Origin of the sequence: Saccharothrix texasensis (genome assembly GCF_003752005.1) — a bacterium.
GTDB lineage: Bacteria > Actinomycetota > Actinomycetes > Mycobacteriales > Pseudonocardiaceae > Actinosynnema > Actinosynnema texasense.
This window is the reverse complement of sequence record NZ_RJKM01000001.1, coordinates 2,453,195-2,473,408: the sequence shown is the minus strand read 5'-3', so window position 1 is coordinate 2,473,408 and position 20,214 is coordinate 2,453,195. Positions and strand designations below refer to the sequence as shown.

The 20,214-nt window shown below is 71.9% G+C and carries 18 protein-coding genes; 2 read left to right on the top strand and 16 right to left on the bottom strand.

Annotation, left to right across the window (positions count from 1 at the left end):
* Positions 1 to 45 precede the first annotated feature (45 nt).
* The 11 genes from EDD40_RS09475 to EDD40_RS42540 all read right to left on the bottom strand — a co-directional run bounded on the left by EDD40_RS09475 (position 46) and on the right by EDD40_RS42540 (position 12,626).
* Entirely contained in the window at positions 46 to 1,287 is a 1,242-nt protein-coding gene (locus EDD40_RS09475; protein ID WP_123747894.1) for an ATP-grasp domain-containing protein, read from the bottom strand.
* A gap of 14 nt (positions 1,288 to 1,301) precedes the next feature.
* The gene (locus EDD40_RS09470) at positions 1,302 to 2,933 is read right to left on the bottom strand and encodes a class I tRNA ligase family protein (protein ID WP_123742569.1); all 1,632 of its coding nucleotides are present in this window, start codon (positions 2,931 to 2,933) and stop codon (positions 1,302 to 1,304) included.
* Complete coding sequence (locus EDD40_RS09465; RefSeq protein ID WP_201439749.1) at positions 2,930 to 3,301, bottom strand: cupin domain-containing protein; 372 nt, start codon at positions 3,299 to 3,301, stop codon at positions 2,930 to 2,932. Before EDD40_RS09465 ends, EDD40_RS09470 begins: the two co-directional genes overlap by 4 nt.
* A 19-nt stretch (positions 3,302 to 3,320) precedes the next feature.
* Positions 3,321 to 4,640, bottom strand: a complete 1,320-nt coding sequence (locus tag EDD40_RS09460) for a lysine N(6)-hydroxylase/L-ornithine N(5)-oxygenase family protein (RefSeq protein WP_123742568.1) — start codon at positions 4,638 to 4,640, stop codon at positions 3,321 to 3,323.
* A 133-nt stretch (positions 4,641 to 4,773) separates the two neighbouring features.
* Positions 4,774 to 5,010, bottom strand: a complete 237-nt coding sequence (locus EDD40_RS09455; RefSeq protein ID WP_123742567.1) for an acyl carrier protein — start codon at positions 5,008 to 5,010, stop codon at positions 4,774 to 4,776.
* Positions 5,007 to 6,854 (bottom strand): HAD-IIIC family phosphatase, encoded by a 1,848-nt coding sequence (locus EDD40_RS09450; protein ID WP_123742566.1) that lies wholly within the window; start codon positions 6,852 to 6,854, stop codon positions 5,007 to 5,009. The genes EDD40_RS09455 and EDD40_RS09450 overlap by 4 nt, the downstream gene beginning before the upstream one ends.
* Positions 6,854 to 7,888, bottom strand: a complete 1,035-nt coding sequence (locus EDD40_RS09445; RefSeq protein WP_123747892.1) for a 3-oxoacyl-[acyl-carrier-protein] synthase III C-terminal domain-containing protein — start codon at positions 7,886 to 7,888, stop codon at positions 6,854 to 6,856. The genes EDD40_RS09450 and EDD40_RS09445 overlap by 1 nt, the downstream gene beginning before the upstream one ends.
* A 258-nt stretch (positions 7,889 to 8,146) precedes the next feature.
* Positions 8,147 to 8,623: a VOC family protein gene (locus tag EDD40_RS09440; RefSeq protein WP_123742565.1), complete on the bottom strand. Its 477-nt coding sequence runs from the start codon at positions 8,621 to 8,623 to the stop codon at positions 8,147 to 8,149.
* Positions 8,620 to 9,618 (bottom strand): NAD(P)/FAD-dependent oxidoreductase, encoded by a 999-nt coding sequence (locus tag EDD40_RS09435; RefSeq protein ID WP_123742564.1) that lies wholly within the window; start codon positions 9,616 to 9,618, stop codon positions 8,620 to 8,622. The genes EDD40_RS09440 and EDD40_RS09435 overlap by 4 nt, the downstream gene beginning before the upstream one ends.
* A complete protein-coding gene (pepN, locus tag EDD40_RS09430) occupies positions 9,615 to 12,086 on the bottom strand; it encodes an aminopeptidase N (protein WP_123742563.1) in 2,472 nt (823 codons plus the stop codon). The genes EDD40_RS09435 and pepN overlap by 4 nt, the downstream gene beginning before the upstream one ends.
* A 162-nt stretch (positions 12,087 to 12,248) precedes the next feature.
* Positions 12,249 to 12,626, bottom strand: a complete 378-nt coding sequence (locus EDD40_RS42540) for an MmcQ/YjbR family DNA-binding protein (RefSeq protein WP_201441283.1) — start codon at positions 12,624 to 12,626, stop codon at positions 12,249 to 12,251.
* A 758-nt stretch (positions 12,627 to 13,384) separates the two neighbouring features.
* On the opposite strand from EDD40_RS42540, the gene EDD40_RS09420 reads away from it, so the two are divergent.
* Both EDD40_RS09420 and EDD40_RS09415 read left to right on the top strand, forming a co-directional pair.
* Positions 13,385 to 13,732: an NIPSNAP family protein gene (locus tag EDD40_RS09420; protein ID WP_123742562.1), complete on the top strand. Its 348-nt coding sequence runs from the start codon at positions 13,385 to 13,387 to the stop codon at positions 13,730 to 13,732.
* A 60-nt stretch (positions 13,733 to 13,792) separates the two neighbouring features.
* Positions 13,793 to 14,311, top strand: coding sequence for a hypothetical protein (locus EDD40_RS09415; RefSeq protein ID WP_123742561.1), 519 nt, complete (start codon positions 13,793 to 13,795; stop codon positions 14,309 to 14,311).
* Positions 14,312 to 14,356: 45 nt separating this feature from the next.
* Here the strand turns inward: EDD40_RS09415 and EDD40_RS09410 are convergent, their stop codons facing one another.
* The 5 genes from EDD40_RS09410 to EDD40_RS09390 all read right to left on the bottom strand — a co-directional run bounded on the left by EDD40_RS09410 (position 14,357) and on the right by EDD40_RS09390 (position 20,195).
* Entirely contained in the window at positions 14,357 to 15,637 is a 1,281-nt protein-coding gene (locus tag EDD40_RS09410) for an APC family permease (protein WP_123742560.1), read from the bottom strand.
* Positions 15,634 to 16,506 carry a TIGR03621 family F420-dependent LLM class oxidoreductase gene (locus EDD40_RS09405; protein ID WP_170185014.1) on the bottom strand — a complete coding sequence of 291 codons (873 nt, stop codon included), beginning with the start codon at positions 16,504 to 16,506 and terminating at the stop codon, positions 15,634 to 15,636. Before EDD40_RS09405 ends, EDD40_RS09410 begins: the two co-directional genes overlap by 4 nt.
* A gap of 169 nt (positions 16,507 to 16,675) precedes the next feature.
* Entirely contained in the window at positions 16,676 to 18,499 is a 1,824-nt protein-coding gene (gene glmS, locus EDD40_RS09400) for a glutamine--fructose-6-phosphate transaminase (isomerizing) (protein WP_123742558.1), read from the bottom strand.
* A gap of 26 nt (positions 18,500 to 18,525) precedes the next feature.
* Entirely contained in the window at positions 18,526 to 18,807 is a 282-nt protein-coding gene (locus EDD40_RS09395; RefSeq protein ID WP_123747891.1) for a hypothetical protein, read from the bottom strand.
* Between the two features lie 278 nt (positions 18,808 to 19,085).
* Entirely contained in the window at positions 19,086 to 20,195 is a 1,110-nt protein-coding gene (locus EDD40_RS09390) for a sugar ABC transporter substrate-binding protein (RefSeq protein ID WP_246037568.1), read from the bottom strand.
* Positions 20,196 to 20,214 lie beyond the last annotated feature (19 nt).

Genomic DNA, 20,214 nt, shown 5'->3' with positions numbered 1-20,214 from the left:
CGCCACATGTGACGCGGAGGGCCCGGCGACGCCTGCGGTGTGGAGCTACTGGAAATCGACCTCGATCTTCGCCGCGTAGTCGTTCATCAGGGCGAACGCGTCGGCCTCCGACGTGCCGGTGGCGCCGAGGAAGCCGATGATCGTGTTGCCGTCCGGCGGGCGCTTGACCACGTCGCCGGGTCGTGCGGTGATCTTCAGCAGGAACACGCGGTCCGAGCCGGACACCTCCTCGGGCACGCGCACCTCCCGCACCACGCCGGCGTCGGAGATCAGGCACATCGCGGCGATGTGCGTGCCGGTGGGCTGGAAGTGGCGCACGCTCGGCCGCCGCCCCGCGCCGATGTCCACCACGGCCGCGATCGGGTCGTGCTCGGCGGTGATGCGGGCGATCATGTCCAGCCCGCCGCCGCCGACCCGGGCCGCGATCTCCAGCAGGTAGGGCTTGCCGCCGTGGAAGCGGACCTCGGCGTGCATCACGCTGTGGGTGAGGCCCTGCGCCAGCGCGCCCGCCGTGACGACCTCGTGCACGGCCTTCAGGTCGTCCGGGCTCATCGACGTCGGCGCGTGGTGCACGTCGTCGTCGAACGTCCCGCCCTCGGCGGTGATGCGGTCCACCACCGACCCGAGGTACACCTCGCCGTCCCACGCGACGGCCTCCATCAGGTACTCCTTGCCGTCCAGGAAGGACTCGACCAGCAGCCCGTTGGGGCCCAGGTCGATCCCGTCCGCCTCGGAGTTGGCCCAGAAGAGGTCCTGGATGCCCTGCGCGGCCTGCTCGTAGTGCTCGGTCAGCTCGGCCTCGTCGTCGCAGCGGAACACGAAGTGGCTGCCCGCGCCCAGGGTCGGCTTGACGATCACCGGGTAGCCGAACTCGCCCGCCGCCGACTTGGCCTCCGCCAGCGACGTGACGAACCGGAAACCGGGGATCGGCGCGCCGGCCTTCTCGTGCGCCTGCCGCATCAGGTACTTGTTGCGGCTGTTCAGCGCCGCCTCGACGCCGATGCCGGGCAGTCCCAGCGCCTCCGCGATCGCCGCGACCGCCACGACGGCCGCCTCGGAGAACGTGATCACGCCGTCGAACGCCTCGGTGGCGTGCCACTGCTTGGCGGTGGCGATCATGTCGTCGATGTTCTTCGACCCGACCAGGCGGTAGTGGTCGGCGGGCCAGAAGTCCTCGGTGCCCTCGCCGTTGAGCACGTACAGGTCCACGCCCAGGTCCTGCACCTGCCGGTAGCGCGAGTGGTAGTACTCCAGGTACTGGCGGGTCTCGATGGTCAGCAGCTTCACGGTGCGCACTCCTCCTAGCTCACGCCGTCGAGGGCCACGTGCTGGCCGGCGTGCGCGTGCGTGCCGGGCAGCGACGGGAACCGGAACGGCCGGATCTCGGCCGGCATGTCGTCGCTGATGGACAGGTCGACGCCCTGCGCGGACACGTCCGCCGCCACGTCGACCAGGATCGGCGCGGCGCACGCGAGCAGCGTGCGCGCCTCCAGCAGCAGGTCGCCCGGCTGCGTCGGCGCCGCGCCGTTGCGGCGGTGGTCCACCGCGTCGGCCAGCGACCGCAGCCGCCCGAGCTGCGTCACGATCGTCTCCGCGGCCCGGCCCATGCTGAACCCGGGCAGGTCGTAGCACAGCCGGAACCGCTTGAGCACGGTCGCCGCGCGCCAGCGCCCGGCCTCCGTGGTCACCAGCGGACGGGTGCCGTCCACCCCGACCATCGCCAGCGCGATGGCCTCCGCCAGGTCGTTCCACGGCGTGATCAGCCGGCGCGTGGTCGTCGTGTGCAGCGACTCGCGGGTGAAGTTCGCCCGCTGGAACTCCGGGCCGGTCAGCGCCAGGTAGAACCGCACCAGGTCGCGCGGCACCTCCGCCAGCAGGTCCGCGCTCCAGATCAGGTGGTTGCGGCTGGTGGAGAACTTCTCGCCGTCCAGGTCGTAGAACTCGTTGCAGACGTTGGACTCCGGCGTCGTGTACTTGTCGCCGTGCGCGAGCAGCATCACCAGGTCGACCAGGCCCCAGTGGTAGACGTTGTCGAAGCCGTGGAAGTACACGAGCTCCGCGTCGTGGTCGGCGCGCCAGAGCTCGTCGACCTCCGCCGTGGGGCGGCCCAGCTGCGTCGCCGTCCACCACGTGGCGTACATCGAGGCGGGCATCGCCTCGACCCACGGGTAGACGATCTGGCCCGGGGTCTCCGGGAACGGCGCGGCGATGCCCCACGTGCCGGGGATCGTCACCGGGATGTCCGGCAGCGGCTTGGACAGCAGCTCGCCGATCAGCTGCCGGGCGTGCGGGCGCCAGCGCGGCGTGCGCGCCGCGTAGTAGGACGTGAGCCGCTCGCGGTAGTCCTCCATCGGCAGCACGAGGATCTCGCACTCCCGGTACACCACGGTGTCGCTCGGGTCGATGGTGTACTTCGGGTCGAGCAGCTCGTCGAAGTTGTTCGGGTGGCCGCAGTTCTCGCACGCGCCGCCGCAGCTGGAGGCCAGGCAGGACGGACAGGTGCCGGTGACGAGGCCGTCGTAGAGGAACGCGCCGGCGTTGCGCGCGTACGGCAGCTGCACCTTGCGCAGGTGGAACCGGCCGGCGGCGTGCAGCTCCTTGAGGAAGTCCAGCACCGTCGCCCGGTACCGGTCGTCGATGGGCGGCAGGCCCGGCATCAGCGTGCCCATCGCGTCGAGCGAGCGCTCGATCTTCGCCATCGACGTCCGGACCAGCTCGTCGGGCGCCAGGCCGCGCCGGTGCGCGGTGGACACCACGTAGCTCTGGCTGTCGTCGGTGCACGTCGTGTAGAGCACCTGGCGACCGGTGGCGCGCAGGTAGCGCGCGTACACGTCGCCGCCCAGGTAAGGGCCCGACATGTGACCGACGTGCAGGTCGCCGTTCGACGTGGGTGTCGCGGCGACGACGATCGCCGGTCGGGAACGGGTCGTCACGAGGCGGCTCCCTCGTGGCGGGCGGCGAACTTCCCGGCCAGCTCGGCGTCCCACCAGATCGCGTAGAACTGGAAGTCCTCGGCGCCCTTGTTGACGACCTGGTGCTTCTCGTGCGGCGTGAAGTGCACGACGTCACCGGCCTTGAACGGGGTGGCGCCCGCCTGCGTGATGATCTCGGCCTCGCCGGTCATGGCGACCCAGATCTCGTACTCGTGGTGGCCGTGGGCGCCCGACTCGGCGCCGGGGCGCACCACGCACCACGAGCCCTCGAACGGCGCGTTGACCAGGTCCCACGGCATCAGGCGCTGGGCGTCCAGGCCGTTGTCGAGCTTGAGGTTGTCCCGGTCCAGTGGGCGGATTTCCATCATGGTGACGACTCCTCTCGGGTCAAGCGGGTTGGGGTGCCTCGGCGAACAGCTCGGTGACGCGTTGCGACACCACCGGCACGGTGTCCTCGGGGCCCTGGGCGAGGTCGGCGACGATCTCCGCCGCGCGGATCGCCAGCACGCTGATCAGCGAGTCGGCGATGCCGTGCGTGGCCTCGTTCACGCCCTGCAGGTACACGCGGGCGGACACCGCCTCGGGCAGCTGGAGGCGGTAGCCGCGGGTGACGGCGAAGTCCTCCTGGCCGACCTCGGCGGCCATCGCGCGGACCAGCGTCGGCATCCGCTTGTCGAAGCCGGTGCCGAGCATCACCCGGTCGCACCGCAGCTCGCTGCGCTCACCCGTGCGGCGGTCCAGCAGGGTCAGCACGACCTCGTCGTCCACCAGCGCGGAGTCGACGATCTCCGCCATGGTGATCATCGACAGCCGCTGCGTGCCGGTGAGCTTCTCCAGGTACATCGTGTTGTAGAGGTTGTCCAGCATCGAGGGCGACAGGCCCGCGTAGTTGGTGCGGTGCATCTCGCGCAGCAGCTGCGACCGCGCCTCCGGCTGCGCCTCGTTGAACTTGTCCACGAAGGACGGGTAGAACAGCTCGTTGGTGAACTTGCTGCTCTCGTAGCCGTTCAGGCCGATCGAGCGCATCACCATGGTGACCTCGGCGCGCGGGAAGGTCGAGTGCGCCGACCACAGCATCTCCGCCGCGCTCTGCGCGCCGCCGACCACGACGATGCGGTGCTCGCCCTGCGGGTCCAGCTCGCCGATCCGGGGCACGAACTCGGTGCTGTGCACCACCCGCTCCCGCGGCAGCGCCGCGAACTCGGTCGGCAGGTGCGGGTCGCGGCCCACGCCGATGACCAGCGTCGCGCACGACACCGTGCCGCCGTCGGCGAACCGCACCAGCCAGCGGTCCACGGAGCCCGCCTCGCCGCGCTGCGGCTCCACGGCCACCGCGCGCCTGCCGTGCTGCAACCGCACCTTGGTCAGCGACTGCGCCACCCACGCCAGGTAGCCCGAGATCTCCAGGCGGTAGGGCGTGAAGGTGCCGAGGTTGATGAACTCGTCCAGCCGGCCCGTCGAGTGCAGGTAGTTGACGAACGAGTACGGGCTGGTCGGGTTCCGCAGCGTCACCAGGTCCTTGAGGAAGGACACCTGGCTGCGCGACCAGGGCAGCAGCATCCCGCGCTGCCACACGATGTCGTCGTGCTGCTCGGTGACGAGGGTCCGTTGGGCGAGGTCGGGGGACAGCTCCTCCAGCGCGACGGCGAGGGCCAGGTTCGCGGGGCCCGCTCCGATCGCGAGCAGTTCTACATCCTGGTGGTCCAACTCAGTCTCCAAGCCTTGTCGGGCGGCGCCGCGGCGGCGGTGCCGGCGTGCGGGACGTGCGGACGGGGCGCGGGTGCGCGGCCCGGTCCGCGTCGCCGGGGACGTCGTGCGGCCCCGGCGTCGGGAAGGTGGGTCAGGAGGTGGGGCGCACCAGCGCCACGACGTCGTCGACGGTCCGGGCGGCGTGGAACGCGCGCAGGTCCAGCGTGACGTCCAACCGGTTCTCCAGCTGGGCCAGGGCGTCCAGCGAGCTGATGCTGTCCCACTCGTGCCGGGCCAGCACCGGCTCGCCGCGCAGCACGTCGACGCTCACGTCGAGCGCGCCGGCCAGGATCTCCAGCACGGACTGCTCCACCGTGATCTCGGTCATCGGGCTACCTCGTTCCCTTCCAGCAGGTTGATCCACGCGGGCGTGCCGGGCAGCCCGGTGTCGGAGTCCAGGGCCAGCGCGTACGCGCCGTCGCCCTCGCCGGTGAACCCGGCGTCGGTCCAGAAGCCCTTGGCCAGGCCGTTCTTCTTCGACGGCACGTACCGCCCGCGCAGCGCGGTGGCGCCGGCGGCGTGCGCCCGGCGGGCGAGCCAGGCGGCGATCGCCAGCTCCACGCCGCGCCCCAGCACCCGGCAGCTGAGCACGAGGTTGTCGACGTGCCACTCGGCGCCGGAGCGGTCGACCCACGCCGCGCCGATGACGCCCTCGTCGCCGAACCGGTCGGCCACCGCGAAGGTGACGACCAGGTGGTCCGGGTCCGCGATGCGCCGGCCGGTCTCGGCCTCGTCGAACCGCAGGCCCGTCAGGTTGAACTGGTTGGTGCGGGCGGCCAGCTGCGCGACACGCGCCACGGCGAAGCCGTCCGCCTCCTCGACGACCAACCGCACCTGCAACGCGTGCAGGTAGTCCTCCGAGGAGCCGAAGCCGCCCGCGAAGTCGTTGCGCAGCGTCCGGCTGCGGTACAGCTCCGGCCGCGCCAGGTCGGTCTCGGTCAGCTCCGCGACGTCGAACCAGCCCTGCGCCAGCAGCGTCCGCACGATGTGCGCGGGGTCGCCGTCGGCGGCCAGCACCACGACCTCGGGCAGCTCCTCCTCGACGTGGCCGCGTTCGAACGGCGAGTCGTCCAGGAACACGAACGACCCGATGCCCAGCCCCAGCGCGGACGCCGCCTCGCGCAGGTTGCCCGCCTTCGGCGACCAGTTCACGGCCTTCGCGGAGAACGCCTCCGGCCGCAGCAGCACCTCCGGGTGCGCGGTCAGCGCCTCGTCCACCAGGTCGGCGTCGTTCTTGCTGGCCAGCACCAGCACCACGCCCTGGTCGCGCAGCCGGCTCGCGGTGCGCTGCACCTCCTGGTAGGCGTTGCCCGGGTAGAGGCCGCCGAGCTGCACGCCCTCCGCGCCGACCTCGCCGAGCACACCGCCCCACAGCGTGTTGTCCAGGTCCAGCGCCAGCACCTTGCGCGACAGGCCGGCGCGGACCTGGGCGAACCGCCGCACCTCCCGCGCCAGCAGGTACAGCGCGCCGTCGGTGTAGGGCAGGTCGCCGTAGCGGTGCAGCCGGTCGTCACGCGCCGCGTGCGGCGAGTCCGCCAGCACCGACACGAGGTCGGTCACGGCCACCTGGCGGTGCTGCGCGGCGAGGTCCAGCAGGCCCTCGTTGAGCTTCGCCCACGCCTTGGACAGCGCGGCCCGCGCCCGCCAGCTGATCACCGAGTCGCGCACCTGGGCGGGCAGCGGCACGGTGTGCAGCAGCACCGTCGCGGTGCAGCGCTCGACGGCGGAGAGCACCAGGCCCCGCAGGTCCGCCAGCCGGGCTTCGAGGTGCCCGGCGAGGCCGTCGACGTCCGTCGCGGCCCAGTCGTGCGGCAGGAAGGCGGTCTCGTCCAGCAGCAGGGTGATCACGTCGACGCCGTCGAACGGGTCGGTGGCCAGCGTCAGCTCGAACATCCCGTACGGGCCGGGCGCCAGCTCCGGCAGGACGCCCGCCGACACCAGGCTCGCCCGCAGGATCTGCTCGTAGGACCCGATCGTGCAGGTCGCGAGCACGGCCACGCGCAGCGGCCGCAGTCCCTCGACATCCTCCAGGCGGGCCAACAGCTTGCCCGCCTTGCGCAGCACCATCGGGTCGGTCACCAGCGCCAGCCGCGTGAGGTCCGCGGGTGACGGCGCGCGACCCTCGGCGACGGCCGCGCGCAACGACTCCAGCAAGTCCGGCCGGTCGCTCATCAGATCCGCACCAACGTGCAGTACCAGCGCATGCCGATGGAGATCCCGCACAGGGCCACGACGTCGCCGGACTTCACGTCGCCGCGCTCGATGTGCTCGCCGAGGCAGAACAGCTGGTCGGCCGCGCCCATGTGGCCATGGCTGAGCGACAGCTCGGCGTTGGTGTGCTCGACCGTGACGCCGAACGGCTCCGCGACCTCCTCGATCGTGTCGGTGGAGTCGTTGATGTAGATGACGTGCTTGAGGTCGTCGCGGGTCAGGTCCGCGCGGCGCAGCGCGTTGTCGATGGTGTCGGTGATGCGCTGGTTCAGCGTCGCGACGAACTCGCGCAGCTTCGCCGGGTCCTTGTCGAAGTGCGCCTGGATGCGGGCGTGCCCGGGAGGCGCGTCCTTGGCCGTCCAGCCGTCGAACGGGAGCGGGTTGGCCGCGCCGCCGACCTCCGTGCGGAAGAAGTCCGACAGGTCCGGGTCCACGAACTGGTCCGTGGCCAGCCACTTGACGCCCTCGTGGCCGCGCTTGAGGACGGCGGCCACCGCGCCGTCGCTGTGCACGGCGTTGTTGACGTTCATCCGGTTGCGGTGGAACTCGCTGACCCGGTTGACCGCGATGAACAGCACCGTCCGCAGCTCCGGCTGGAGCGCGAGCTGACCGGCGACGTAGCCGAGGCCCGTGACGCCGCACGCGCAGCCCTCGGTGAGCAGCATCGTCTGGGTCGTGCCCTCGACCTTGAGCCGGCGCGCGACGGCGGCCGACGTGTCCCAGTGGTGGTAGTCCGGCACCTCGGAGGCGGCCACCACGACGAGGTCGACGTCGTTGGGGGCGAGGCCGAGGCGGTCCAGCGCGTCCTGCCCGGCGAGCGCGGCCAGGTCGGTCGCGGTCACGCCGTCCGGTGCCCGGTGGAACGTGTGGTAGCCCCAGCGGACGACGCGTTCGGGGTCGCCCACGTAGTCACCGGCCGTCTGCGCGACGTCCTGGTCCTCGCCGGTGGCGTACCCGAAGCCCGCGACTCCGAAATCCACGAGCTGGCTGGCCATGAGCACTCCTGTCCTGTGACTGCTTTTCGGCACGATGAAGGCCCGCCCGGCGCAATTCGCGCCAGGCCGGGAAAAAGTTGTGAGAGAAGTGGTGGAATGTGCGTCGCAGACGTCACCCCTGACGTCTGCGACGTCCTGACGTGCGTGGATGGTGCGGTGAAAGCAATCCTGGTGCGACGAGCCCAGTCAGTCGGATTGCGCGGTGAGTGGCTCACCGTCTCCGTTAATTATTTACCGCCGGCGCGCCGGAAGCAATATTCAGAGACCGCTTTTCGGCGGTGTGCTGATCGGGTTTCCCGATGGCTGCGATAGGCCGCGGCGCGCGGTGGCGTACTGCACGAGTTCCACGAGCACGCCGGCGGGCTTGGGCGCGTACAGGTACTGCACCGCCATGCCCTCCCGCGCCCCCCGGCACGGTTCCGCGTCCACGAGCGCGAAACCGTTGGCGCGCAGGCGGGACGCCTCGGCGCCGAGGTCGTCCACTTCGAACGCGAGGTGGTAGAGCCCCGGTCCGCGCGCGAGCCGCCCGGCCACCGCCGAGTCCTCCCGCACCGGCGCGACCACCTCCACGGCCGGGGCCGCGAGGTCCGCGCCCACCTGCCAGAAGTCGCACGAGACGCCGTAGTCGCCCGCGACCCCGCTGTCCGCTTTGGACAGTCCGAGCACGGCGAGCAGCGCGCCCACCCCCTCGGCGTCCGCGGTGAGCAGGCCGACGTGGTCGATGCCGAGGATCACGACGCCACCAGCTCCGCCGCCGCGCGCCGGCTCGCCGCCAGCACGGTCTTCGCCGCGCCGCCGCTGCCGCCGGTGAACGTGGACACCCCGCCGCCCGCGTCGACCAGGCGCAGCCCGCCCGGTGAGCGGTAGCAGTCGAACGACGCCACCACGCGGTCCGCGACGACCTCGCCGCCCGCGACGCCGAACCGTCGTCGGGCCGTGTCGAGCACCCGCGCGGCCAGGTCGTGGTCGGGCGTCACCCCGTCGGGGTCGACGTCCCAGCGGTCGCACCCCATGCCCAGCAGGAAGGCGCCGTCGCGGTCCGGCCGCCCGTACAGGCCGGTCCGGTCGTCCACGAACGACGCCGCGCACGGGATCGGCAACCGGTAGAGGCCGTACTGGATCTGCTTGGCCCGCAACGGCTCGCCGCCGACCAGCCGGGGCGTCCACGCGCCGGCCGCGACGACCACCGCGTCGAACGCCGTCACGCCGGCGGAGGTCCGAACCGCCGGTCCCGGCAGCACTTCGGCAACCCGCTCGGTCCGGACGTCGCCGCCGTGCCCGGCGAGCCACCGCAGCGCGTGCTCGCGGAACCGGTCGGGGGAGAAGTGCCCGGCGTGCCGCTCCACGACGCCGGCCGCGTCGGCGGGCAGGTCCCGGAACCCGAAGCGCCGCGCCAGCTCGGCGCCGTCCACGACGGACGCCGAACCCGGCAGCACCGCCTCGACGGCGGCCACGGACGGCGTGACGTCGTCCGCCGTCACGTACACCGACCCGGTCTCCCGGTACCCGGCCCAGTCGCGGACCAGGTCGTCGGCCCGCAGCTCGGCCAGCGACTCGGCGGCGTCGCGCGCCGCACCCCCGTCCACCTCGAACCCGCGCACCAGCCCGCCGGACGCGCCCGAGGCGTCGGCGGCGCCCGGCGCGTAGACCGTCACGTCCGCGCCGGCCGTCCGCAGCCGCCAGGCCAGTGCGGCGCCCGCGACGCCGCCGCCGACCACCGCGGCTCTCACCCGCGCCTCGCGTGCACGGCGCGGCGCAGGTCGTCGGTCAGGTCCGCGCCCCGTCGGCGCAGCGGCAGCGGCAGGTCGTCGCGCCCGAACAGCTCCTCGGCCGCCTCGATCGTGGCCTGCTCGGTGGCGTAGCGCGGGTAGAGCCACAGCACGAGCGTGTCCAGCACCTTGTCCTCGCGCAGCCGCGCGACGTCCACGATCTCGGCGAAGAACCTGGTCACGTACGGCGCGGTCAGCTCCCGCTGCTCCGGCTGCCAGAACCCCTCGGCGGTGGACCACAGCCGGTAGCTCGACAGCTCGGCGTCGGTGGTGATCGCGGCCCACGCGGCCGCCTTGGCCTCGGCCGTCGGGATCGCCGCCCGCGCCTTCACCGCGAACTGCTCCGTGTGCGTGCTCGGGTCCGCCGCGTACGCCTCGTCGATCTCCGCCTCGGTGAACGCGCCCAGCACCGCGAGCCGGTAGCGCACCCGCCAGGCGAGGTCGGCGTCCAGCTCCAGCCCGGCCGGCAGCGGCACGCCGTCCAGCCAGCCGCGCAGCTCCGAGGTGTCGGAGGTGAACTCCACCAGGCCCCGCGCCAGCGCCAGGCCGAGCTCGTCGTGCGGCGCGACGCGGGACAGCCGGTCGCGCGCCGCGTCCGCCACGGCCTTGAGCAGGCCCGGTCGCAGCTCGGGGTCCAGCAGCCGGTCGGCCACGTCGACGCGGGCCTGTTCGAGCACCTCGATCACGATCGACAGCTCGGTCTCGTAGCCGAGCATCCGCGTCACCAGGTCCAGGTGGTCGGTCGCCGGGACGGCGCCGTCCACCACGCCCTGCAGCAGCTGCGCCCACACCATCGCCCGGTCGATCGGCGCGAGCGACGGCAGCACCTCGGGCAGCGCCTGGCGCGACGCGTCGTCGTAGCGGATCTTCGCGTAGGTCAGGTCGTTCTCGTTGAGCAGCAGGAACTTCGGGACCCCGCGGCCCACCAGCTCGGGCAGCTCGGTGCGCGCCCCGTCCACGGTCACCCGGACCGTCTCGTGGGTGTCGCCGTACAGGCCGATGTCGATGGTGTGCGGCCGCAGCGTCGGGTGCGAGTCCGGCGCGGTCTGCGTCACGGCGAACGACGTGATCACGCCGTCCTCGGCGGTGAGCTCCGGGGCCAGCGTGGTGACGTTGGCGGTGCCGAGCCAGCGGTCCGCCCAGTCGGTCATGTCCCGGCCGACGGCCTCGCCGATCGCCGCGTTGAAGTCCGCGAACGTCGCCGCGCCGTACGCGTGCCGGGCGAAGAAGATCCGCAGCGCCTCGCGCATCGCGTCGTCGCCGATGTGGTGCGCGAGCTGCCGCAGCGCCGACGAGCCCTTGAAGTACGAGATCCGGTCCAGGTCCAGCAGCGCCGACATGGCGTCCGCGCCGTCGATCCACACCGGGTGGGTCGAGGGCCGCTGGTCGGCCGTGTACGCCTGGCCCTTGCGGCGGGCGGAGAACGTCGTCAGCGGGCCGGTGAACTCGGTGACCTCGCTGGGCACCCGGTGCGCCAGGTAGTCGGCGAACGCCTGGCCCAGCCACAGGTCGTCCCACCACTTGTTGGTCACCAGGCCCGCCCACCACATCAGCGACAGGCCGTGCGCGATGACCACCGCGCGGGTCTCGTGCTCGCTGCGCGGCGCAGGGGTGCGGAACAGGTACAGCTCCTTGAGCAGCACGCAGCCGGGGTGGTCCAGCGACAGGTAGCTGAACTCGGGTGCGAAGACCTGGTCGAACCGGCCGAACGGGTAGCGCACGCCGAACAGGCGGTGGAACTCGTCGAGGCACTGGGCCGTGACGTCGAAGACCTCCTGGATGTCGGCCTCCAGCGCCTCGGCCACCGACGCCCGGCAGTGCACGCCGAGCGGCACGCCGTCGTGCACGGTCTCGAACGAGGCGTACGGCCCGGCGACGACCGTGGTCAGGTACGTGGCCTGCGCCACGTCCTGCACGACCCGCCAGCGCCCGGCCGACACCTTCGTGGCCGCACCCGTGCCCAGGACCGTCCACTCGTCGGGGACGGTGAGGTCGAACGTGAACGGCGCCTTCAGGTCGGGCTGGTCGAAGCAGGCGAAGATGCGCGGAGCGTGGTCGAGGAACACCGCTCCGTACACGTACACCTGCTCGTCGGCCGGGTCGACGTAGCGGTGCAGGCCCTTCGACTCCCGCGAGTAGGCCATGTCCGCGACGACGACCAGCTCGTTGGCGGCGGCCAGCCCGGTCAGCGGCAACCGGCCGTCGACCAGCGCGGACACGTCCAGCTCGCGGTCGTTGAGCCGGGCGCCCAGCAGCGCCTCCGGCTTGACGTCCACGAAGGTCGACCCGCCCTCCCCGGCGGTGAACGAGATTTTCGTCGTCGACCGAAATACTTTCCCATCGCCGGTCAGATCCAGGTCCACGTGATACGAGTCGATCTCCAACAAAGCGCCCCGGGCGGCTGCTTCGGAACGAGTCAAACTGGCCATGCGGCGACCCCTCCTGCTTGATAGGGAGGATCGTAAACACGAGTTGTGCGTCGTCAACGGCCCAATTCGGTTCCCTTATAGGCCCTACCCAGGAAACGCTGATGACCCGCTCGGGCAGCTTCCCGGAGGCGCCGTTTCGCCCGTCCGGCGGTGTCGGCCCGGCTATCGCCCCAGGTAATCACGCGCGACGCGCTTCGGCACGCACATTCGCCAGGCGTCTACCACCAACTCGGTCAACTCCGCCTCGTCCAGTTGAGACAAGGTGGCCCGAACCCAGTTGTACCGCTCGTCCGAAGGGACCGGCGGGTGGAATTTGTCGGGGTCCGAGGCAATCAGCGCCGCCCGCTCCTCCTTGGGGAACGCGAATCCCATGGTCAGCTCATCCGGTGACAGGGCGAGGTACACGATGCGTCCGATGCGGTATTTGACCCGGTCGCGGACCAGCGCCTCCTCCGTGCGGGGGAGGGCTCGGGCGATCCGGCGCACGTCCTCGGCCGTGACGCCCCGGCGCGGCGCCGTCCAGCCGCGGGTGCAGGCCAGGTAGCAGTACTCGTCGATGACCTTCGCCAGCGAGCGGCCCGGTCGCCCGAGGTCGTCGAGCAGCTCGGGCTCGGGCACGCCCGCCTCGGCCAGCAGGTCGACCGCCCAGCCCCGGGTGAGCAGCAGGTGCGCCCGGTACGCCGCGCCGTCGCGACCGCCGTGCAGCCGGTCGGCGATCATGTTGTCCCACGGCGGCAGGCTGTTGGGCCGCAACGCGAACAGCAGCTTCGACGCCGCCGTCGGCCCCAGCGTCCGGGTGCCGCGCGGGGTGGCCGCCGCCGTGCTCGCCGACAGCGCGGCGAAGCCGTCGGCCAGTCGCGCCACCTGCTCGTCGGCCAGGTCGGCGAGCCACGTCCCGGCGCCGGGCAGGGCGTCCCGCCACGTCGCCCACCAGGCCGCCAGGCTCTCGTCCAGCACGCGCGGCTCACCGGGGCGGGGCGTGCGGATGCGGCAGCCCCACGCGTTGAGCCACACGTGCGCGGCTTCCCGGTGCGCGGCGACGCCCAGGTCGAACTCCGGCGCGGTGGCCGCCGTCAGGACGGCCCAGGACTTCTCCGGGGTGGTGAAGCCGCCGAACTCGGACACGGCGGCGCGCAGGGTGGTCAGATCCGGTTTCACGACGCGGCACCCTAGTCGGCCCCTTGCGCGCCGGCGTGCTCGTCGGTAGAAACGTCGGCGAGCCCGGCGTTCGGCCCGCCCCAGCTGCGCGCACCCCAAAACCCACTACGGCGTACCGCCGCGTCCTTGGAGTGCCACCCATGACCGAGCCCTGGTTGCTGGAGATCCGCGTGTTCAAGCTCAAGCCCGGCACCCGAGCCGAGTTCGACCGCATCAGCCGGGACGGCACCATCCCGCTCATGCGCCGCATCGGCATCACGGTGCTCTCGTTCGGACCGTCCCCTTTGGACGAGGACGAGTGGCAGCTGGTGCGCGCGTTCCCCGGCCTGGACGAGCGCGTCCGGCTCGCCGGCTCGCTGTACGAGCACCCCGAGTGGGCCGAGTACGGCGACCCGGTCGGCGAGATGATGGCCGACTACAGCACGGCGCTGCTGCCCGTGCCGGAGAGCACGGTCAAGCTCCTGTCCGAGCCCGGCGCGTTCGCCTAGCGCCGTGAGGCGCCCGGCGCAGCGGTGGAACCCGCCGGTCACGGCACTAGGATTCCGCCGGTGACCAGGAACCTGTCGCACCTCGCGGCCATCGCCAACGTCGACGCCGACTACCGCCACTACCCCAAGGACGTCATCGCGCTCCCCGACCACGACCTCGCCCTGCCCGACGCGCACCTGAAGTGGTACGAGGTGCGCGAGCCGCAGGACGTGGTGGACCCGGGGCTGCGCGAGGAGGGCAAGGCGTTCCTGCGCGAGGAGGCGGCCTCCGGCGAGCTGGACATCTCCGGCGACCTCGGCTTCGTCGTCCACCACCTGTGCCGGGGCGACTTCTACTTCCTCATCGTCTGCACCTGGCGGCGCGAGAACGAGATGTGGGAGACCGTCTACATCCGGGACGTCAAGCAGCACGACAGCTACCGCCGTTTGGAGCAGGGCAAGCACCGCGAGGTGCTCTGCGTGTGGGAGATGGGCGCGGTGCTGCACGAGCAGCAGGCGTGGATCCGCTACCTCTACTCCGACCGGGACGAGCAGGCCAAGATCGCCTACCTGGACGACCGGTTCACCGGCACCGTGTGACGAGCCCGGGGTCGCCGCCCGTCGCGGCGACCCCGGACCTCCCCGTCACGGCACGACTTCGCCCACCGGGTCCTGGCGCCGCTTCCGGTTCCACCGCAGGAACAGCAGCGCCGTCGCCGTCACGACCAGCGGCCACAGCATGTACACCGCCGTGGCGACCGTCAGCCCCACCACGCCGAGGAACGCCACCAGCGCGGCGTACCACGCGGGCGACCGCGTGGGCAGCAGCTTCAACGCCGCCGCCGTGCCCAGCAGGTACACCGCCACGAACTGGCCGGTGGTCAGCAGGACCAGCAGCTTCGCGCCCGTGCCCGTGCCGATGGCCACCGCCAGCGACAGGAAGCACAGCGCCACCACGACCACCAGGCTGCGGCGGGGCACCTCGCCCGCGACCGTGCCACCGGACAGGTTGCGCGGGAACGCGCCGTCCCGCGCCAGCGCCGCGCTCAGCTTCGACGCGCTGGCCATGTAGGCGTTGATCGACCCGATGGTCAGCAGCACCGCCGCGACGGCCGCCACCACCTTCACGTCACCGCCGACCGTGCGCGCGATCAGCTGACCCAGCGGCGCCTCCGACTCGGCGGCCGCCGGGCCGAGCACCGCGATGATCGCGAACGCCACCGACAGGTACAGCAGGCCCACGATCGCGACGGCGATGCCCGTGGCGCGCGGCAGGTCGCGCGCCGGGTGCCGGAACTCCTGCGCCAGGTGCGTGATCGCCTCCCACCCGGCGAAGCTCCACACCAGCAGGCCCGCGGCCGGCGCGATGGCGAGCCAGCCGTGAGGGGCGAACGGGGTCAGGTTGCCCATGTCGACGTGCGGCACGGCCAGCAGCACCGAGCCGAGCACCAGGAACACCAGGAGCGCGGCCAGCACGAACTGCACCGCGCCCGACGCGCGCAGGCCGATCCAGTTCGTCACGGCCATGCTGGTCAGCAGCGCCAGCGCGGTCACCACGACCGTCCACTGCCCGCCGCCGACGGCCTGCTCGACGTACGCGCCGGCGAACAGGGCCGCCGCGGTCGTGCCCGGCGGCACGGCGAAGTAGAAGCACCAGCCCACCACGGCGGACAGGCGTTCGCCGAACGCCAGCCGCGCGTAGGTGGAGACGCCGCCCGCGTCCGGGTGCCGGGCGCCCAGTGCCGCGAACGTCGCCGCCAGCGGGGCCGACAGCACCACGAGCGCCAGCCACGCCAGCAGCGACGCCGGACCCGCCATCTCCGCCGCCAGCGCGGGCAGCGCGATCACACCCGTGCCCAGCACCGCGCCGACGTACATGGCGGTGCCCTGGCCGACGGTCAGCCGACCGCCCTTCGCGCCGGTCATGCGACCGCGGCGCGGGCGAGCGCGATCGACGGCCCCAGGGCGTCGAGGTACGGCCGCTGCACGTTGAACGACGTGAACCCGAACCGGGCGTGGGACGCCGCGACCTGCGCCGCGATCTCGTCCGACGAGCCGATCAGCATGTACGGCGAGTCGAGCACCACCTCCGCCGTCAGCTCCCAGTCCGCCGCGATCCGCGCGGCCGCCGCCTCCCGGTCGTCGGTCAGCTCGACCACCTGGACGAACGCGTTGAGCGTGACGTCGCGCCCCGCCGCCGCGTCCCGCACGAACGCCACGCGCTCCTCGGTCTCGTCCGAGCCGATGACGCGGAAGTTCCCCGTCGGCTTGCCCTTGATGTGCTTGATGCCGCCCACGCTGACCACGTCGGCGCGTTCGGCGGCCAAGCGCAGCATCCGGTCACCGGTGCCGCCGATCAGCACCGGCGGGTGCTCCACGTCGGCTTCCGCGTCCAGCAGCTTCCGCAGGTCGTCCAGCAGCGAGCCGACGTGCTCGACCCGCGCGTCCATCGGCGTCCACGGGATGCCGGCCAGGTCGAACTCCTGCTTGATGATCCCCGCGCCGATCCCGAGCTGCAGCCGTCCCCCGCTCATCCGCTGCACGGTCTGCACCTCCCTGGACAGCAGCGACGAGTTCCAGAAGGCCCCGTTGAGCACGTAGGTGCCGACCTGGAGGGTGGGCGAGACCTGGGCGGCGAGGTTCAGCACCGAGAACGGCGACGTCCGGTTCGGCCCGAGGTGGTCGACGGCCAGCACGGAGTCGAACCCGTAGCCCTCGGCCGCCCGGCACGACTCGACGAGCGCGTCGTGCGTGGCCGGTGTAGCCAGCGTGATCCCGAACGATAAGTGGTTCACGGCGTCCCCCGCAGTTCGTTGTCGGCGAAAATACGCAAACAGTTCCGCGCGCGACGACGCAGGTCAACTCCTCCCGAAACCTGGGCGGTATGGGTCGATAGCGATCCCCGATGCGTCACGCGAACGGCCGCGCCTGAACGGTGCAGCCCGCCCCGGTCGCCCCCGAGCGCTACTCGACGGTCACGCTCTTGGCCAGGTTGCGCGGCCGGTCCACGTCGCGGCCCAGCGCGCGCGCGAGGTGGTAGGCGAACAGCTGCAACGGCACCGACAGCGTGATCGGGGCCAGCGCGTCGTGCGCCTTCGGCACCCGGATGACGTCCGTGGCCAGGCCGGGCGGCAGCTCGGCGTCGGTGACCGCGATGACCGGCCCGCCGCGTGCCTTGATCTCCTCGATCGTGGCGGTGTTCTTGGCCAGCAGCTCGTCGTCCGGCACCAGCACCACGGTCGGCATCTCCGGGTTGATCAGCGCCAGCGGCCCGTGCTTCAGCTCGGAGGCCTGGTAGGCCTCGGCGTGCACGTACGAGATCTCCTTCAGCTTCTGCGCGCCCTCCCGCGCGGCAGGCCAGCCGCGCACCCGGCCGACGAAGAACATGTGCCGCGCGTCGGCGTACTTCCGCGCGACGGCCGCGACGTCGTCCTCGGCGGCCAGCACCTGCGCGATCTGGTGCGGCAGCTGCGCCAACCCGGCCACGAGCCGCCTGCCCTCGGTGATGGACAGGTCGCGCACCCGGCCCAGGTCCAGCGCCAGCATCGCCAGCGCCACGGCCATCGTGGTGAACGACTTCGTCGCCGCCACGGACACCTCCGGGCCCGCGTGCAGGAAGACACCGTGGCCGCACTCGCGGGCGATCGTGCTGCCCACCGCGTTGACCACGCCGATGACGTGCCCGCCCTTGCGCTTGAGCTCCTGCACGGCCGCGAGTGTGTCCAGCGTCTCACCCGACTGGCTGATCGCGACGTACAGCGTGTCCGGGTCGACCACGGGGTTGCGGTAGCGGAACTCGGACGCCGGCTCGGCGTCGGCCGGGATGCGGGCCAGCTCCTCGACCAGCTGCGCGCCCAGCTGACCCGCGTAGTACGCCGAGCCGCAGCCGAGCAGCTTGACCCGGCGGATGCGCTGGTAGTCCTGCGGGGTGAGGCCGACGCCGTCCAGCCGCGCCGAGGAGAACCGGTGGTCCAGCCGCCCGCGCAGGCAGCGGTCCACCGCGTCGGGCTGCTCCCGCATCTCCTTGTACATGAAGTCGGGGTGCTCGCCCAGCTCGTACTCGGCGCTCGCGACGTCGATCGAGGTGGGGGAGCGGGTGGTGCTGGTGGCGCGGGCGTCCATGGTGGACGTGCGGTAGCCGTCGGCGGTGACCACGGCGATCTCGTCGTCGTCCAGGTAGATCACCTGCCGGGTGAAGCGGACCAGCGCGGTGACGTCGGAGGCGACCAGCATCTCCTGCTCGCCGACGCCGAGCACGACCGGGCTGCCCCGGCGCGCGGCGACCAGCTCACCCGGCCGGTCGGCGTCCGTCACGATCACCCCGTAGGTGCCCTCGACCTGCGCCAACGCCTCGCGCACGGCGCCTTCCAAGGTGCTCGCGGCGCTGCGGGCGACCAGGTGGGCGAGGACCTCGCTGTCGGTGTCGGAGGCCAGCGCCACGCCGTCGGCCGCCAGCTGCGCGCGCAGCCGGTCGGAGTTCTCGAACACGCCGTTGTGGACGATGGCGACCCGTCCGGCGGCGTCCGCGTGCGGGTGGGCGTTGCGGTCGGTGGGCTCCCCGTGGGTGGCCCACCTGGTGTGCGCGATGCCCGTGCGGCCGGCCGTGCCCTCCGGAACGGCCTTGCGCAGCTCCCCGACGCGCCCGGCGGTCTTGACGACCCGCAACTCGTCCCCGTCCACGACCGCGATGCCGGCCGAGTCGTAGCCCCGGTACTCCAGCCGGTGCAGACCCTCCAGCAGCACGGGCACGGCGTCCCTCGGACCCACGTACCCGACGATTCCGCACATACCCGGTGCTCTCCCTCTTCGTCGGTCTAGCCGTAGACGATCCGGCGCAGCTGCCGTTCGGACAGCGGCGGCGCGGCCACGGGCCGCACGTCCAGCTCCTCCCGCAACAACACCCAGATCCGGGCGTTGCCGACCCCGGCGCGCCTCAACTCGGCGTGCCGGCGCACCACGTACTCCTCCGCCGTCTCGACGAAGTAGCCCATGACATCCGACACGACCCGCCGCGCGAGCCCGCCGGGCAACCCCGTCGTCCTGACCACGTGCCGGAGCAACTCCTCCGGCACCTCGTCCTCCACGGCCTCCAGCATGACCACAGCCAACCACCGACCCAAATACCGTGCCCGATTTCGGGCACGCCCCCACCCGCAGCCTCGGTGGTCACCTTGCGTGATCGAGTTGTACCCACCGTCATCCCGGCGGGGTGGACGTGTCGGGCGGGCGACCACTCGAATCGCGTCGACCGGACCTGCGGCGTACTGCGGAACTCGGCCCGGTCGAACTGCCGTCGAGGCGCTCGCCTCACCCGCGTCGTCACGCGACGGCGGTACTTCGTCGCGACGTGCACTCCGATCAAGCCCGGAGGTGTTCACCGGACTTGGTACACCTCAGGCTTGAGAATCGTTCGCGTCGCCGTCTGTCGACCATCGAGCAACCTCTGCAGCACCTCGACGGCGCTCTCGGTGAGGCGGTGGGGATCCTGGACCACCGTGGCCCGCAGCGGACTCGCGGCGGTCGCGATGAGGTGTCGGGCCTCGGGGATCCCGTCGACACCGATGACCGTGGTCTCCCCGGTAAGAGGTGATTCCGTCGCGCGCAGTGCGTCGACCGCCCCCAGCGCCATCTCGTCGTTGGTGCAGAACACGGCGTCCAGACGGGGCGACCGCACGGCTTGCGACCGGATGTGGGCCTGGACGGCGTCGTAGGCGCGGGAACGGCTGAAGGCGCAGGTGTCGTCAAGGCTGATCGACACGTTGCCCAAACCGGTTCGCAGCACGTCCGCACAAAACTCCTGACGATCGGAGTGCTCACGGCTGGCGACGATCAACACGTGCGGCCGTCGCACCCCGCGTCGCCGCAGGTGGTCCACCAGCCAACGGCCCGCCTCCGCCCCGAGGTCGGAGCTGGCGTAGCCGACGAACGCGGTGTTCGCGGGATACTCGCTCTCGTCGTCGAACGGGTCGACATCGGTGAACACCACCGGCAGCGCCAGCTCGGCGCAGAACTCCACCAGCAGCGAGCGCATCCGATGCAGCTCGGTCGGGACGACGACACCACCCAAGTAGCTGCCCCTGGTGGTGAGCACCCTCCGCAGGTCGTGACCCTGCGATGCAGCGTCGTAGTCCCGGTCGGGCACCTTCAACACCAGGTTGATGCCCTTGCGGTCCAGCGCCCGGTGCAGGCGTTGCACGAACTCGGCGATCCAGTACTTCTGACTGAAAGCCGAGGTCACCAGGAATACTTGACGCGTGCTCGGCTTCCGCGCCATCCGGCGCAGCAGAAGCGGAACGGCTAAGAGCGACACCACTGCGGGAATCGTCCACGCGGGCACCGGCTTCAGCAGCAGACCACTGCGGATGACGATAGTGACGCCGACGGCGACGACCACACCGCATACGACCACCAGCGTGGTGATCCCCACCGATGCCGATCGAATCACCGATACCCGGTGGTGGACGTGCTGCTCGAACGTGACCACCGCGTCCCGACCCGCCTGG

Coding starts and splice junctions, on each gene's coding strand:
- glmS (WP_123742558.1), bottom strand. CDS start 18,499: ATGTGCGGAATCGTCGGGTACGTGGGTCCGAGGGACGCCGTGCCCGTG.
- EDD40_RS09465 (WP_201439749.1), bottom strand. CDS start 3,301: ATGATGGAAATCCGCCCACTGGACCGGGACAACCTCAAGCTCGACAAC.
- EDD40_RS09395 (WP_123747891.1), bottom strand. CDS start 18,807: ATGCTGGAGGCCGTGGAGGACGAGGTGCCGGAGGAGTTGCTCCGGCAC.
- EDD40_RS09445 (WP_123747892.1), bottom strand. CDS start 7,888: ATGGCCAGCCAGCTCGTGGATTTCGGAGTCGCGGGCTTCGGGTACGCC.
- EDD40_RS09450 (WP_123742566.1), bottom strand. CDS start 6,854: ATGAGCGACCGGCCGGACTTGCTGGAGTCGTTGCGCGCGGCCGTCGCC.
- EDD40_RS09420 (WP_123742562.1), top strand. CDS start 13,385: ATGACCGAGCCCTGGTTGCTGGAGATCCGCGTGTTCAAGCTCAAGCCC.
- pepN (WP_123742563.1), bottom strand. CDS start 12,086: ATGGCCAGTTTGACTCGTTCCGAAGCAGCCGCCCGGGGCGCTTTGTTG.
- EDD40_RS09455 (WP_123742567.1), bottom strand. CDS start 5,010: ATGACCGAGATCACGGTGGAGCAGTCCGTGCTGGAGATCCTGGCCGGC.
- EDD40_RS09410 (WP_123742560.1), bottom strand. CDS start 15,637: ATGACCGGCGCGAAGGGCGGTCGGCTGACCGTCGGCCAGGGCACCGCC.